The organism is Cytobacillus sp. SAFR-174, assembly GCF_051964675.1.
Taxonomy (GTDB): domain Bacteria; phylum Bacillota; class Bacilli; order Bacillales; family Cytobacillaceae; genus Cytobacillus.
In genome coordinates, this window is sequence record NZ_JBQCMZ010000001.1 from 59866 (window position 1) to 74988 (window position 15123).

A 15123-nucleotide genomic window follows, 5' to 3' on the forward strand; every position below is an offset into this window, starting at 1 on the left:
AAACAAAGTCCTCAGCGGTAATAATCCGGTTTGCGGTCATCAAAAATCGGAATCAAGCTGCGGACTTCCTTCACTTTATCCAGGTCAATTTCACCATGAAGGATTTCTTCAGTTTCAGAGCCTTCAGAAAGCACATCACCCCAGGGATCTATAATCATCGAATGGCCAGCAAAGACATTAGCAGGATCTGAGCCGGAACGGTTGCAGGCAATGACATAGCATTGATTTTCAATGGCACGTGCAATCAAGAGCGCACGCCAATGTGCAAGCCGGGCCAATGGCCATTGGGCTACTACAAATAAAGCTTCTGCACCCCCTGCTGTATGGCTCCGCACCCACTCAGGAAAACGGATATCATAACAGATCATTCCTGCAAATCTCCTATTGTCCAGAGAAAATTCTCCTCTGGCTGACCCTCCTTTCAAATAGAGATGCTCATTCATAAGCTTAAATAAGTGCAGCTTGCTGTATTCATGTATAAAGTCTCCATTGTTATCTACAATCAGCAGCGTGTTAAATATACCATCGGATGTTTTCTTTGCAACAGACCCGCCAATCAGATGAACCTTATTTTTTTGTGCTGTCTCTTTCAAAAAAGCCAGTGCAAAGGCTGCATCCTGGTCCGCAATTTCATCCAATCTGGTCAAATCATAGCCTGTGGTCCAAAGCTCCGGAAGAACCAAAATGTCCGGATTGGACTTAAGCGCTTTATTAAACATGGCTTCAGCCGCTATAAAATTCTTCTCAGGTTTTCCAAAGGCGATATCCATTTGTAAACAGGCAACCTTTAATTTCATTTAACTCCCCCGCAATCATCTTTTCCTTATGTTATGATTAGTCCGATAGATATAAATTTTCTAAATTTTACTTTACAACTTATCATTTACGTTATATCATTTGTGACTATATTTTCAATCATTTTTTTAAAAGCAGGTGAACAATTTGATTAATTATCCGCAATCAGAACTATTAAAAAGTCTGCCAAAACAGTTTTTTGCCTCTTTGACAGCTAAGGTGGGGAAAAAGCTTGAACAGGGTCATGATGTCATCAACCTGGGACAGGGAAATCCTGATCTGCCTACCCCGGAGCATATTGTCAAGCGTCTTCATAGTGCAGCCGAAAACCCTCAAAACCATAAGTATTCTCCTTTTCAGGGTTACCCGTATTTAAAAAAGGCAGCAGCTGACTTTTATAAAAGGGAATATGATGTGGATTTGGACCCAGATACTGAAATAGCGATCCTTTTTGGAGGCAAAGCAGGGCTTGTTGAAATTCCTCAATGCCTTTTAAATCCCGGGGACAGCGTATTGGTTCCGGACCCGGGATATCCTGATTATTGGTCAGGAGTTGCGCTTGCTAAAGCAAAAATGGTAACAATGCCTCTGAGAGAGGAAAATAACTTCTTGCCTGTTTACAGTGAATTTCCAGCTGAGAAGCTTGATTCAGCCAAATTAATGTTTCTTAATTATCCAAATAATCCTACTGGAGCAGTGGCAAACATTGATTTTTTTCAGGAAACAGTCGAATTGAGCCGAAAGCATGGTATTTGCACCGTTCATGACTTTGCATATGGCGGAATTGGATTTGATGGAAAAAAACCAGTAAGTTTTCTTCAGGCAGATGGGGCAAAAGAGGTCGGAATTGAAATTTATACTCTTTCAAAGACCTTTAATATGGCTGGCTGGAGAGTAGGGTTTGCGGCTGGAAATGCAAGCGTTATTGCAGCACTGAACCTGATGCAGGATCATCTTTACGTCAGCTTGTTTGGAGCTGTTCAGGAAGCTGCGGCATCTGCTCTGTCAGGCTCACAGGATTGTGTAAAAGAGTTGAATTCAATCTACGAATCCAGACGAAATGCATTTATTTCCGGTCTCAGGGAAATCGGGTGGGATGTACAAGCGCCTCAAGGCTCCTTTTTTGCATGGCTTAAGGTCCCGGAATCATATACATCTGAAGAGTTTTCTGAGTATCTCCTGGAAAAAGCGCATATTGCAGTTGCACCAGGCAATGGGTTCGGCCAATTTGGAGAAGGATTTGTGAGAGCCGGTTTGCTGACATCTGAAGAAAGACTTAAAGAAGCGGTAAGGCGAATACAAAAATTAGATCTATTTTAATTTTTTCAAAAATTAAATTGACAAAAGTATTAAGCACTGTCATAATTCTAATTAAATTTCTAAATTAACTGAATAATAGATTTCGTTTTCTTATCAAGAGCAGGCGGAGGGACTAGCCCTATGAAGCCCGGCAACCGACTTAAACTTAAGCACGGTGCTAAATCTTGCAGCTTATAGCTGAAAGATAAGAAGATGTTAGATTGCTATGCTAACCTCTTCTTATTTGAAGAGGTTTTTTATTTTTCTCATTCTTTGATATTGAAAGGAAGAAGATTCATGAGCGAAATTATTGCAGCGTACCTAATACATGATGAAAAACATAATCCGGAGAAAAAAGCGGAGGAGATTGCTTTAGGTTTAACAGTTGGATCATGGACCCATCTGCCGGAGCTTGAAAAGCAGCAGCTAAAGAAGCATAAAGGCAGGGTCGTTTCTGTTGAAACCTTTACAAAAGATGCAGAAAGTAAGGAAACAGCAGCAATTATCAAGATTGCCTATCCTGCTGTAAATTTTAGTCCGGATTTACCGGCAATATTAACAACAGTCTTTGGGAAACTGTCACTGGACGGAAAGATTAAACTTTTGGATTTGCAGTTTTCCAATGAATTGAAAAATTTTTTCCCCGGACCTCGCTTTGGGATTGAAGGGCTGAGGGAAAAATTGAATGTATATGACAGGCCTCTTCTGATGAGCATCTTCAAAGGAGTGCTCGGCAAAGATATGGATTTTTTGACTTCTCAGCTGCGGGAACAGGCCATGGGCGGCATAGACCTTGTAAAAGACGATGAAATACTATTTGAAAACAGCCTTACACCGTTAGAAGCGCGGATAAAGGAAGGAAAAAAGGTGTTGAGACAGGTTTATGAAGAAACGGGCCATCGGACCTTATATGCCGTAAATTTAACAGGCAGGTCGTTTGAATTAAGAGATAAGGCAAGAAAGGCATCCAGTCTTGGAGCTGATCTTCTTCTTTTCAATGTATTCTCTTATGGGCTCGATGTATTGCAGTCTTTGAGGGAAGATGATGAGATTGAACTGTCTATCATGGCACATCCTGCAGTCAGCGGAGCCCTTTCAGCTTCAAGTGTTTATGGGATCTCCTATCCTTTGCTTTTAGGTAAACTGCTCAGGTATGCAGGGGCAGACTTGTCTCTTTTCCCTTCACCTTATGGGTCAGTAGCCCTTGAGAAAACCCAGGCATTATCAATTGCGGATAGCCTGACTGTGAATGATTTTTGCAAAAGAACTTTTCCGGTACCCTCAGCCGGCATCCATCCGGGTTTAGTGCCATTGCTATTCGAAGACTTCGGAATAGACAGTGTCATCAATGCCGGAGGCGGCGTACACGGGCACCCTGATGGGGCAAGAGGAGGCGGTTTGGCATTCCGCCAGGCGATTGATTTAACTTTAAAGGGAGCCTCTTTAGCCGATGCTCCATCAGACTTCCCAGAATTAAAAAGAGCGATTGATTTATGGGGATACAAAAAGGCGGCTTTAAAGAATGGCTAAAATAGCGGTATTTTGCGACTTTGATGGAACTATTACCGAAAAAGATAACATCATCAATATTATGAAACATTTTGCTCCTTCTGGGTGGGAGGGGATAAAAAATCAAGTCCTGCAGCAGGAAGTTTCTATTAAAGAGGGAGTAGGAAAGATGTTTTCCCTTCTCCCAAGCAAACTGAAAAGTGATCTTACTGATTTCATTTTAAAAAATGCAAAGATAAGAGAGGGTTTTCAGCCGTTTGTCGATTATCTGGCAGAAAAAGATATACCGCTTTATATAGTAAGCGGAGGAATAGACTTTTTTGTAGCTCCCGTTTTGGATAAGTATGGACCCTTTGAAGCAGTGTTCTGCAATGGTTCAGATTTTAGCGGAGACACAATAAAAATCTTATGGCCCCATAGCTGTGATGAAAAATGCGAAAATGATTGCGGCTGCTGCAAGCCTTCCATTATGCGGAAATTAGAGGATGAGGACACATTTAAAGTGGTAATCGGAGATTCAGTAACTGACCTTGAGGCTGCAAAACAGGCGGACTTTGTCATAGCAAGAGACTTGCTGCTTGAGAAAAGCAAGGAAATGAACCTTAAACATAATGCTTTTGAAACATTCTATGATTGCATTGAGGTCTTAAAAAATTTAAATGAGGTGAGAGTATGAGCAGACTTGAGGAAAAATGGAATGAGCTTGCAGATATTAAAGCCGAGCTCGCGGAAAGGGACTGGTTTATGGGAACGAGCGGAAATCTGGCCATTAAGGTCAGCTCAAGCCCGCTTCAATTCCTCGTAACTGCAAGCGGTAAGGATAAGCGGAAACGGACTGCAGAAGACTTTCTACTGGTGGATGAATTTGGCCGGCCGGTGGGCGAAACCCATTTAAAGCCATCCGCTGAAACACTTCTGCATACGGAAATATACAGAAGAACAAAAGCTGGATGCAGTCTCCATGTACATACAATTGATAATAACGTCATCTCAGAAATTTATGGCGACCAGGAGGCAGTAACCTTTAAAGGACAAGAGCTCATTAAAGCATTTGATAAATGGGAAGAGGATGCTGTCCTCAGGATTCCGATTATTCCTAATTATGCGCATATTCCTGCGCTGGCAAAGTGTTTTGCTTCCCATGTACATGAAGACTCAGGTGCAATTTTAATTAGAAACCACGGAATTACAGTATGGGGCAAAACCTCTTTTGAGGCTAAAAAGATCCTGGAGGCTTCAGAATTCCTGTTCCGATATCAGCTAAAGCTTCTGGAACATAGAGCCAAACAGTTATCCAAAGTAGTGTAGTCCAAAAGCTCAAAATAATGCAGAAAAAAATTTAAATAGAGAGGATAGATCAGTTTGGCATATATCGTATTTCAAAATTCAAAAAAAGAAATCAGGAATCAGGAAGAAATTGCTTCTTTTCTGGAAAAACAGGAGGTTATTTATGAGCAATGGGCAATAGATAAATTGCCTGAAAGCCTCCAGGAAAAATATTTGCTTTCCGATGATGAGAAACAAGAAATCCTGGATACGTTTGCTGCAGAAATTAAGGATATTTCAGAAAGAAGAGGATACAGGGCACAGGATGTCATTTCCCTTTCAGAGAATACGCCGAATTTGGAACAGCTTCTTCAAAATTTCCAGCGGGAACACCACCATACAGACGATGAGGTGAGGTTTATTGTCAGCGGCCACGGGGTTTTTATTATACAAGGAAAAGATGGGGAATTCTTTGAGGTATTCCTGAATCCCGGCGATTTAATATCAGTACCTGAAAACATTCGTCATTATTTTACTCTGCAGGATGACAGAAAGGTAGTAGCCATCCGGATCTTTGTATCTGCAGAAGGATGGGTGCCAATTTATGAAGAAAAGGAAGTTCATCAATAATCTGTTGACCCATTGCTCAGGCATTGGGTTTTTTATTTTCCCGCTATAATTAATGGTTTTTTTTTACATCCATTGATCATGCAAATTTTTTATCAAAAACTGTTGGTTTAAGCAGTTTTGATAAGCAGAAGGTGTCGAAAACCAATGGGGCTGATGTGAGATTATTGTCGATTAAAATTAATTGGGAAAAAGATTGTCTAATATTGCGAATCTATTTACATTTATAGAAATTCTTGTAATAATGCATCAAGTAGACACATTTATATCGGATAAAAGGGATAGGATTAGGAGGAAGAAAGTTGCGCAATAAAAGAATACAGCTGCTGATTGAAATCCAGCAAAAAAGGGAAAAAATGATAGAAACGGCAAGGAGAAACGGAATGGCGAGCCAGGAAACGGTTCGCTGCAGCCAGGAACTCGATCAATTGATTTTTGAATATCAATGCTTCATTAAACGGGAGAAGGAACAAAAGAAAAGGATGAGAGTTTCATTCAGGCAAATGATTCTATCATGGAAGAAAGCAGTTGTATAATTAAAATAACTGAGTATATTTATTGAGCGAATATAAAAAGGAAGTCAAAAAGGATCCGTGAAGGGTTCTTTTTTTTTGCAGTCTGCTGCAATTCTAGTAATAAACATATTAATTCATTAAAGAAGTACTATGCCTCTTTAGAGAATCATATATCGTAATACAAAGCTTTTTTTATTACTTAAAGTACTCAATACTCATACAAGCTTTAAGTTAAGAGGAGGGAAAGTAAAAAATGCACATAGTTGTGTGTGTCAAGCAAGTGCCTGATACAAAAATCATTAAAATCAATCCCAAAACCAATACCCTTGACCGGCGCAGTGCTCCTGCCATTTTGAACCCTTATGATGCTCATGCAGTGCAGGAGGCTGTGAAAATTACAAAGGCCCTGGGAAAAGGCACCATATCAGTCTTATCCATGGGACCTCCACAGGCCGTGGCAGTTATTAAGAAAAGTATCGAAATTGGGGCGGACCGCGGATTTTTAATTTCCGACCGTGCATTTGCCGGTGCAGACACACTGGCAACAAGCTATGCTCTGTCTAAAGCTTTAGAACGTATTTCAAAAGATATGCCTGTGGATTTAATTCTATGCGGAAAGCATGCCATTGATGGAGATACCGGCCAGGTTGGACCAGGTATAGCAAGGCGTCTGGATATTCCGCCTGTCACCAATGTGATCGAAGTAGCTGAAGTTAATGAAAGTGAAAAAACGATTCTGATCAAAAGGAAAATCACGAACGGATATGAATTAATTCAAGCTCAAATCCCTTGCCTGCTGACCGTTGAAAAAGAGATTAATAGCATAGAATATTCCCCTATGCCTAATATGATAAAAGCTGCCAGATATGAACCGGTAATCTGGTCTGTTAATGATCTTGAAAATGTGGATCGGACACAGCTGGGGTTGAAGGGATCTCCTACGATAGTGGGTAAAATGTTTACCCCTCCAAAGCCGGAAGGCGGAAAAAGGCTGGAAGGGAATGCAGACGAACAGATTCAGCAGCTGATGGAGCTTCTTAATGATAAAAAAGAGCTTTTGCAGCCAAACAGTAATAAATAGGGGGGATTTACATGATGGATGAGTACCGGGGAGTATGGGTATTCATAGAACAAAATGATGGGAAAATTGAGGGGGTTTCCCTTGAATTGCTCGGTGCCGGCAGAAAGCTGGCTGATAAACTTGAGGTGCCTCTTTCCGGTGTGCTGCTTGGGTATGAAATTAAGTCTTTAAGCCGTGAGGTCATCGTCTATGGTGCTGATCAAGTTTATGTAATTGACCACGAAGTAATGAAGGATTACCGGACTGAATCTTATATGAAGGCAGTTATCAATCTTGCCGAAAAATATAAACCTGAAATTTTTCTCTATGGGGCTACCTCCAATGGTAAAGATTTAGCCAGCGCAGTTGCCACAGATCTCAGTACTGGATTGACAGCGGATACAACCATGCTGGATGTCGAAGTGGAAAAGAGGCTGCTTGAAGCAAGCCGCCCGGCTTTTGGCGGAAATATAATGGCAACCATCCTTTGCAAAAAACACCGGCCTCAGATGGCTACTGTCCGCCCTAAAGTTATGAAAGCAATGGAGCCGGATCCTGATAGGCATGGTGAGGTTATAGAAGAACCGATTACCTTAAAAGAAGATGACATGCGCACAAAGGTGATAAAAATTGTGAAAGATGTCACAAAAAAAGTGAACTTAGCTGAAGCCCATGTTGTCGTTGCAGGCGGAAAAGGAATGGGTGATTTTCAAAACTTCCAGCTGATCCATGAGCTGGCTGACACCATTGGAGCGACCGTAGGGGGGACAAGGGATGTAGTGGAGGCAGGATGGCTTCCGCATGAACAGCAGGTGGGGCAGACAGGAGAAACCATTACACCAAAGATCTATTTTGCTATTGGGATTTCAGGGGCAATTCAGCATGTTGTGGGCATGAAAAATTCAGAGTTTATTATTGCGATTAACAAGGATCCACAAGCCCCTATATTCGATGTAGCAACCTGCGGTATCGTAGGTGATGCACTTGAAATTGTTCCGAAGCTGATTAAAGAGTTCAAGGAAGCAAGAGAAAGAGGGGGTGAAATGAGCTATGTCTGAAAAGTTTGATGTCATTGTGGTTGGTGCAGGGCCTGCAGGAACTTCCTGTGCTTACACCTGTGCTAAAAACGGCCTAAAAGTCCTGCAAATTGAAAGAGGAGAATATCCAGGCAGCAAAAATGTAATGGGCGGAGTGTTATACCGTAAGCAAATGGAGGAAATCATTCCGGAGTTTTGGAAAGAAGCCCCACTCGAACGGCCTGTCATAGAGCAGAGATTCTGGATGATGGATAAAGAATCGGCAGTGAGTTTTGGCTATAAAGGTCTTGAGTGGGGGAAGGAGCCATATAATAATTTCACAGTGCTCCGCGCACCTTTTGACCAATGGTTTGCAAAGAAAGGGGTTGAGCAGGGCGTTCTATTAATAAATGAGACGGTCGTACTTGAGTGTCTGACTGAGAATGGAAAAGTGGTTGGGGTAAGAACAGACCGTCCGGATGGAGATATATATGCAGATGTAGTGGTTTTGGCAGATGGTGTGAATTCACTGCTTGCAAAGCAGCTTGGCTACCATAAAGAATTCCGTCCTGATGAAGTTGCCCTGACAGTAATGGAAGTCATTAATCTTTCTAAAGACAAAATTAATGACCGTTTCAACCTGGAAGACAACCAGGGATGTACGATTGAAATTTTCGGGGACTCAACGAAAGGCAATCTCGGTACCGCTTTCATTTACACTAATAAAGATAGTATCAATATTGGTGTAGGAACGACGCTCTCAAGCATGATCAAGGCAAAGCTTAAACCTTATGACCTGCTGGATTATTTAAAAACACACCCTATGGTAAGACCTTTAATAGAAGGGGGAGAGTCCGCTGAATATCTGGCCCATTTGATTCCTGAAGGCGGGTACCATTCGGTGCCGAAAGTGGCCGGTAATGGTGTTCTCCTTGCAGGTGATGCGGCGCAGCTTGTTAATGCCATTCACCGCGAAGGCTCCAATATGGCCATGGCATCCGGAACGATGGCTGCAGAGACCATCATTGCCGCCAAGGAACGGGGGGATTTTAGCGAAGCCAGCTTGAATCAATACAGGGAAAAACTGTATCAAAGCTTTATAATTAAAGATCTGGAAAAATATAAAGATGCAGCTCACACTTTTGAACACTACCCGCAGTATTTTAAGGAGTATGTTCCGATGCTGAATAGGGCAGCGAACAAATTCTTTACAGTTGATGGAACTCCAAAGAAAGAAAAACAAAAAGAAATTATGAAGAGCTTCACCAGTGAACGCGGGACAATTCGTGTGCTTCAAGATATGTACAGGGCATGGAAGGCGGTGAAATAATGTCAACGAAAACGATCGAAGAAAAGCAATATTTAGTTCGTTTCAAGGCAGATACAAAATCACATCTTACCGTATTGGATCATGATATCTGTATGACAAAGTGCCCCGATAAAATATGCACCATTTTCTGCCCGGCTGAGGTCTACAAGTGGGAAGGATTAAGAATGCAGGTCGGTTACGAAGGATGTCATGAGTGCGGCAGCTGCAGGATAGGATGCCCATATCAGAATATTAAATGGGAATATCCGAAAGGCGGCCATGGAATAGTATTCAGGCTTGCATAAATCAGCCCTCAGGATCATACAAAAACCGGCCATCGATTTGGCCGGTTTTGAAAAGGGGGTATGAAAAAGGCTTTATCTTTTGGTACATGTACATTATAAATTTAAAATATTAAGAAACTGTTAACAAGGTATATATAAACTATGAAATCTAAAAGGGTTTTCTAATTTGACGCGTTAATGCATTTTAGTAATAGTGCTTTAGTAACTTAATTTTCAAGGCAGAATTTGTTAAACTAAATGTGGTCGAACTATTATAGTTGACCCCCTATAATCTGGAGAGCTTAGTTCGTCTAGGCTCTTTTTTTTATTGCATTAAGAATGCTTTATTATTGGATTATGTTTAGAAGTAGAATTTACCTATATGTATGTTATTTCACATGCGAGGGTAAAAAAAGATGGAGCGAAGGAGAAATAATTTTTGAGGCTAGCTGATTTTTTCTTGTCTATTTAAAAAACTGAACTGTGAATCTTTGACATTGGCTTCAATTTCTCTGGCATGTTCAAATGCTTTGTGGACGCATTCATGAAGAGATGAAGAATATAGTACTTCATTCCATGAAAAGCTTCCTTCTGAATCTGATGGATAAATGGTTACTTTCCAGCAATAAAACTCTTTTTCCTGTTCTTTCAGCTGTCCTTCCAGAGCGATAAGCCAATGGGTTTGCCCAGTGGAAAGGTATGAGTCTTCTGAATTGGCCGGAATAAGGCACTTTTGATAAAATTCGTAGAAAGTTGGCGGATGCATTTTAATCCCTCCTAACAATTTAAAGGGTTCAGCTGCAGCGATATAAAGATAACTTACCTTTATTATATGGCAAAAAACGAGAAGATTGCACAAAATTATTTAAATTTTTAGAAAATTTTTCAGAAATGCACAAAGTGACGGGCATCACAACAATTCTTCCTGCCATTTCTTATACTGAACCTATATTAGATAGGAGGGGTTTAGGGATGGAAGGCTGTATGAGCTCCATGATGGGAAATGGTCCAATAAATCTTAGCAAAGGGCTGAAACAGCTGAAAGAGGAGCACCCTCCTCTTTTGGCAATGCTTGAAGAGCTTCTTCAGATCACAATTAAAATGGAGGAATCTCCAGACAAAGCTCTTTTTGAAGAGTTAACTGAACATGTACAGAATTTCTGCAGTAAGCTTGATCCGCACTCAGAAAGGGAGGAAGGTGTGCTTTTCCGCATGATGGAACAATACCTGGGTAAAGGAACAGGCCCTATCGCTGTTATGGAGTATGAGCATGATCAGGCTAAAAGCTGTATTAAAGCTTTTTTAGGAGCAGGGGAAGGAAAAGAGCATTTGACTGCAGAAGAAATGGCCGAACACTCCGGGCTGATTAAAAAGGCATACTATACTCTGACACAGCACTTTTCTAAAGAAGAAAACGTCCTATTTCCTATGGCAGAAAATCTTCTTACTGAAGACGAGAAAGAAGAGCTATATATTAAAATTCAGCAAATTTAAAGAGGAGGGAGCACCTCCTCTTTTTTAATTATTCCATTCTGAAACCCTTTCATCCGGGGGAAGCAATAAAGTCAGCAATCCCAAAACGGGAAGAAACCCTGTAAATATTATCATATTGGCCAGTCCAAGAGTGTCGGCCAGATAGCCCAAAGCAACGGAGCCTATCGCCCCCATACCAAATGCCAGCCCTACTGTCAATCCAGCCATTGTGCCGATTTTTCCGGGAACGAGTTCCTGTGCGTATACAACAGTCACAGAAAAGCTTGACATAAGTATAAATCCGCCCGCCACAAGCATGACAAATGCAATAGCTGAAGGCACGAAAGGAATCAGGAGGGAAAGGGGAACAGTGAGGATCATTGAAAGAAAAATAATCTGTTTCTTTCCAAACCGATCTGCGAGCGGTCCGCCAAAAAACGTACCCAGCGCACCTGATACTAAAAATGCAAATAAGAAGAGCTGTGCCTGACTTATAGAGAAAGAATATTTCTCAATGGCATAAAAAGCATAGAAATTTGTCATCCCTGAGATATACCATGAACGGGCAAAAATCAAAAAAAGAACCAGGAGGAGGGCTCCCCACACCTTTCTGGGAATTCTTTTGTTTTGGCGTGCACCTGAATCTTTCCGCGGTTTAGTGGCGGTCAGTTCCTGCTGAAGACGTCCTGTATACCAGAATGCAATATAAATCAGCAGTCCAACTGCAATTGCCGCAACTGCGGTAAACCAGGCAGCCCCTATTTGTCCCAGTGGAACAAGTATGAGGGCTGTAATGATGGGAGCAAGTGCCTGTCCGGTGTTACCGCCAACTTGATAAATTGATTGAGCAAGACCCCTGCGCTGGCCTGCTGCCATATATGCTACCCTTGAACCTTCAGGATGGAACACAGCCGAACCCAAACCAATGAATAGAACTGAAAGAATGATCCATTTATAATCTGGAGCAAAAGCCAGGCCTAATACACCAAATAAAGTTGATGTGAGGCCGATTGGCAAGGCAAAAGGGAACGGTTTTTTATCAGTGGCCATCCCAATGACAGGCTGCATGATGGAAGAAACCATATTTAACGAAAAAGCAATCATTCCCAGCTGTGAGTAGGTAAGCCCCATAGACTTTTCCAAGATCGGAAACATAGCTGGGATAACGGATTGGATGGAATCATTCAATAGGTGGCAAAGGCCAATGATGAATAATATCCGATAGGCTGTTTTCTGCTGCGGATCAGAATTTGGATAGATTTTAGCAGCGGTAGCACTCATAATGTAAGTCTCCTTCTTTCTGAACATTTCGTAAAACTAAATATAGTGTACCTTATTCACGAGTCTATCAAAATAGCTATTTTGAAAATCCGTTAAATATTATATAATTTACATTATTCAGAATAAGGACGAGAGCAGGGGAGCTAATGGAAAAAGCAGTTGATGCTTTAATGACGGACAACTTCCTCCATCATTTCTTAAGTATCTATTCTTTGAATACCGTGAATTATAAAAAGCTGGGTGATTTTGAAAACTATGTCTTTCAAGCTTCAAAAGATGGGGAAGAGCTAATATTGAGAATTACCCATTCGACACATCGCAAGCTGGAGGAGCTTTTATCTGAAGTTGACTGGATGAGTTATTTAAGATCAGAAGGTTTGAAGGTTCCAAAGGTAATGACTTCACAAAATGGGAATATGGTTGAAGCCCTGGAAGCTGGTGATGGCTCTGTCTTTTATGCAAGCGTGTTTTCAAAAGCAGAGGGAAAACCAATCGATGTTCGTTCAACGGAATTCAATCAGGAGTTATATCATGCATGGGGAAGAGCAGTGGGGAAAATGCATGCAGCCACAAAATCATATGTTCCTTCTCCTGGCATTGTACAGCGTATTCAATGGGATGAAGAAGAACTGCTGACCGTTGAAAAATATATACCCAAAGAAGATCAATTAATTATTAAGAATACGAAGGATTTATTGAATCTGCTTCACACATTGCCAAAGCATATAAACAACTATGGTCTTATTCATACGGATATTCATTCCGGAAACTTTTTTTATGACGGAAAAGATATACAAGTGTTTGATTTTGATGATTGCTGTTATCATTGGTTTGCGACTGATATCGCCATTCCTCTGTATTATTCAATTTTATATAAGTTTAAAGAGGCGGACCCGGAAGAAGTGAATATCTTTGGCAGGATGTTCCTGGAATCCTTTTTGGACGGATATCAGCTGGAGAATGAAATTCCCGGTGACCTGGAAAAACACCTGCCTTTATTCCTGCGGCTAAGGGATATCACACTGTATTCCGTTCTCCATAAAAAAATCGCACCTGAGGACAGGAATCCTCAGCTATTAGTAATGATGAAGTTGATAAAGGATCGAATTGAGAGAAACTCTCCAATATATTTTAGCTAAAAGGGAAGGTGCCTGGGATCATGCACCTTCCCTTTTATGGGTTTTTGATAGGCAGAAAAATATCTACATGAGTACCCTTTTTTACTTCGCTTGTAATAAATATTTCACCGCCAAAAGAATGCACAATGCGCCTGCAGACCACAAGCCCAAGACCTGTACCCATTTCCTTTGAAGTATAAAATGGATGAAATATTTTTTCTATTTTGTCTTCTGGAATACCGGAGCCTGTGTCCGCGATCTTAAGCTGACATCTGGATTGCATTTTATTCAGCTTTATCGTTAGTTTTCCGCCGTCCTGCATTGATTCAAAAGCGTTTTTCGTCAAATTCAGGATCACCTGTTTCATCTGATCTTTCGTGCAATCGACTATGACGGGTTCATCTGAAAAAACAGATTCAAAAGTGACATTGTGTAAATTAGCTTCAGAAAGTATTAAAGGTTCTAATTCCTTTATAACACTTCTCAAATCCATAGCATCCATTTTTTGAGCAGTGGGTTTACCGAGAATTAAAAATTCACTGACAATCTCATTGATTCTGCTTATCTCATCATTGATGACAGAAAAATAATACTGGTCATGTGTATTCGTATATTTTTCACTCAATAGCTGTATAAGGCCTTTTATTCCTGTTAAAGGGTTCCTGATTTCATGGGCTGTGCTGGCAGCCAGAGTACCTACCAGTTCAAGTTTTTGCAGTTCATTTTCCTTTTTTTCTTTTTCAGCCTGTTTTTTCAGCCTTAAATATTTTATGAAGAGAAATAAAATATGAATTAAAATGGTTAATACAAGTATTGCCAGGAAAGCGTCCTTAATAATTTTCAGCATGTCTCTTGGCGGAAATTCCACTTTTACACTCCAAGGCAGCCTGTCAATCGGAATTGTAATGCTATTTTGACTGGAAAATGAAGAGTCTCCATTCATATTGATGTCCATAATTGTTTCCCTTTTAGAATTAAGAACTGAAAGCCGGGCATCAGGAGTGAGGAGCCTCATAATATTTTGTACGTAATCCACTCTCATATGTGCCACAATAATAGAGATTACATCTCCATCGTCATTCAATACCGGCTTTCCTATCCCAACGACTGTTTGCCCATTTGTTAGTGTTTCAGGAGTATTGGAAATAACAATATCTTTCGTTACCAATACCTCTTTAAGATATTTCTTCTCAGATAAATCTGAGTTTGCTAAGAATTGATTTGATCCTGTAAGAACCATTCCGCTGCGATCAAGAAGGTAAATTCCTCCATAACGAGGATCCATTTGATTGGCTTTTTGGAGCAGAGGTTCAAGCTTTTCAGAAGGTGTGTCAGCACTTCCGGCAGTCAGCGAAAGCATCTCAAGTGTGGTCACGGTCTCGGAAATAAACTGGTCCCAGCTTCTTTGGTGTATCGAGCCAATCCATTTTGCTTCTTCGAGTCTTTCCATATCATTTTGTTTAACAGAATCCATAAACAAAAAGATGCTGCCGGCTAAAGTGGGAATAATTACTGCGAATAAATAAAGCAGGAAATTTCTGTTTCGATTATTCATGAGGGTAACTCCAGAT

At 40.8% G+C, this 15123-nt stretch carries 16 protein-coding genes and 1 riboswitch; of the genes, 12 read left to right on the top strand and 4 right to left on the bottom strand.

Annotated elements, in window-relative coordinates; all coding sequences use genetic code 11:
- Positions 1-11 precede the first annotated feature (11 nt).
- Positions 12-797, bottom strand: a complete 786-nt coding sequence (locus ACTHRG_RS00285) for a carbon-nitrogen family hydrolase (protein ID WP_076256934.1) — start codon at positions 795-797, stop codon at positions 12-14.
- Positions 798-942: 145 nt separating this feature from the next.
- On the opposite strand from ACTHRG_RS00285, the gene ACTHRG_RS00290 reads away from it, so the two are divergent.
- The 10 genes from ACTHRG_RS00290 (at position 943) to ACTHRG_RS00335 (ending at position 9701) form a co-directional block, all read left to right on the top strand.
- A complete protein-coding gene (locus tag ACTHRG_RS00290; RefSeq protein ID WP_076256936.1) occupies positions 943-2115 on the top strand; it encodes a pyridoxal phosphate-dependent aminotransferase in 1173 nt (390 codons plus the stop codon).
- An 87-nt stretch (positions 2116-2202) separates the two neighbouring features.
- Positions 2203-2306, top strand: a riboswitch (SAM riboswitch).
- A gap of 85 nt (positions 2307-2391) precedes the next feature.
- Positions 2392-3624, top strand: coding sequence for a 2,3-diketo-5-methylthiopentyl-1-phosphate enolase (locus ACTHRG_RS00295; protein WP_440230414.1), 1233 nt, complete (start codon positions 2392-2394; stop codon positions 3622-3624).
- Positions 3617-4279 (top strand): 2-hydroxy-3-keto-5-methylthiopentenyl-1-phosphate phosphatase, encoded by a 663-nt coding sequence (locus ACTHRG_RS00300; protein WP_076256940.1) that lies wholly within the window; start codon positions 3617-3619, stop codon positions 4277-4279. The genes ACTHRG_RS00295 and ACTHRG_RS00300 overlap by 8 nt, the downstream gene beginning before the upstream one ends.
- Entirely contained in the window at positions 4276-4911 is a 636-nt protein-coding gene (locus tag ACTHRG_RS00305) for a methylthioribulose 1-phosphate dehydratase (RefSeq protein ID WP_076256942.1), read from the top strand. The genes ACTHRG_RS00300 and ACTHRG_RS00305 overlap by 4 nt, the downstream gene beginning before the upstream one ends.
- A 54-nt stretch (positions 4912-4965) precedes the next feature.
- A complete protein-coding gene (locus ACTHRG_RS00310; RefSeq protein ID WP_076256944.1) occupies positions 4966-5499 on the top strand; it encodes a 1,2-dihydroxy-3-keto-5-methylthiopentene dioxygenase in 534 nt (177 codons plus the stop codon).
- Between the two features lie 299 nt (positions 5500-5798).
- Positions 5799-6032 (top strand): aspartyl-phosphate phosphatase Spo0E family protein, encoded by a 234-nt coding sequence (locus ACTHRG_RS00315; RefSeq protein ID WP_076256946.1) that lies wholly within the window; start codon positions 5799-5801, stop codon positions 6030-6032.
- Between the two features lie 232 nt (positions 6033-6264).
- On the top strand, positions 6265-7092 hold the full coding sequence (locus tag ACTHRG_RS00320; RefSeq protein WP_440230415.1) for an electron transfer flavoprotein subunit beta/FixA family protein: 828 nt from the start codon (positions 6265-6267) through the stop codon (positions 7090-7092).
- A gap of 11 nt (positions 7093-7103) precedes the next feature.
- Positions 7104-8129, top strand: coding sequence for an electron transfer flavoprotein subunit alpha/FixB family protein (locus ACTHRG_RS00325; protein WP_440230416.1), 1026 nt, complete (start codon positions 7104-7106; stop codon positions 8127-8129).
- Entirely contained in the window at positions 8122-9417 is a 1296-nt protein-coding gene (locus ACTHRG_RS00330; protein WP_076256952.1) for an FAD-dependent oxidoreductase, read from the top strand. The genes ACTHRG_RS00325 and ACTHRG_RS00330 overlap by 8 nt, the downstream gene beginning before the upstream one ends.
- Positions 9417-9701, top strand: a complete 285-nt coding sequence (locus ACTHRG_RS00335) for a ferredoxin family protein (RefSeq protein ID WP_019381639.1) — start codon at positions 9417-9419, stop codon at positions 9699-9701. Before ACTHRG_RS00330 ends, ACTHRG_RS00335 begins: the two co-directional genes overlap by 1 nt.
- Positions 9702-10125: 424 nt before the next feature.
- Here the strand turns inward: ACTHRG_RS00335 and ACTHRG_RS00340 are convergent, their stop codons facing one another.
- A complete protein-coding gene (locus tag ACTHRG_RS00340) occupies positions 10126-10446 on the bottom strand; it encodes a hypothetical protein (protein WP_076256954.1) in 321 nt (106 codons plus the stop codon).
- Positions 10447-10652: 206 nt separating this feature from the next.
- Here ACTHRG_RS00340 and ACTHRG_RS00345 point away from each other — a divergent pair, with 206 nt between their 5' ends.
- Complete coding sequence (locus tag ACTHRG_RS00345; RefSeq protein ID WP_083675290.1) at positions 10653-11174, top strand: hemerythrin domain-containing protein; 522 nt, start codon at positions 10653-10655, stop codon at positions 11172-11174.
- Positions 11175-11198: 24 nt separating this feature from the next.
- Here ACTHRG_RS00345 and ACTHRG_RS00350 read toward each other — a convergent pair whose 3' ends face one another.
- Positions 11199-12434 (bottom strand): MFS transporter, encoded by a 1236-nt coding sequence (locus ACTHRG_RS00350; protein ID WP_076256955.1) that lies wholly within the window; start codon positions 12432-12434, stop codon positions 11199-11201.
- Between the two features lie 146 nt (positions 12435-12580).
- Here ACTHRG_RS00350 and ACTHRG_RS00355 point away from each other — a divergent pair, with 146 nt between their 5' ends.
- The gene (locus ACTHRG_RS00355) at positions 12581-13573 is read left to right on the top strand and encodes a phosphotransferase enzyme family protein (RefSeq protein ID WP_076256957.1); all 993 of its coding nucleotides are present in this window, start codon (positions 12581-12583) and stop codon (positions 13571-13573) included.
- A gap of 34 nt (positions 13574-13607) precedes the next feature.
- On the opposite strand, the gene ACTHRG_RS00360 is transcribed toward ACTHRG_RS00355, so the two are convergent.
- Positions 13608-15107: a PAS domain-containing sensor histidine kinase gene (locus ACTHRG_RS00360; protein ID WP_076256959.1), complete on the bottom strand. Its 1500-nt coding sequence runs from the start codon at positions 15105-15107 to the stop codon at positions 13608-13610.
- Positions 15108-15123: the final 16 nt, after the last annotated feature.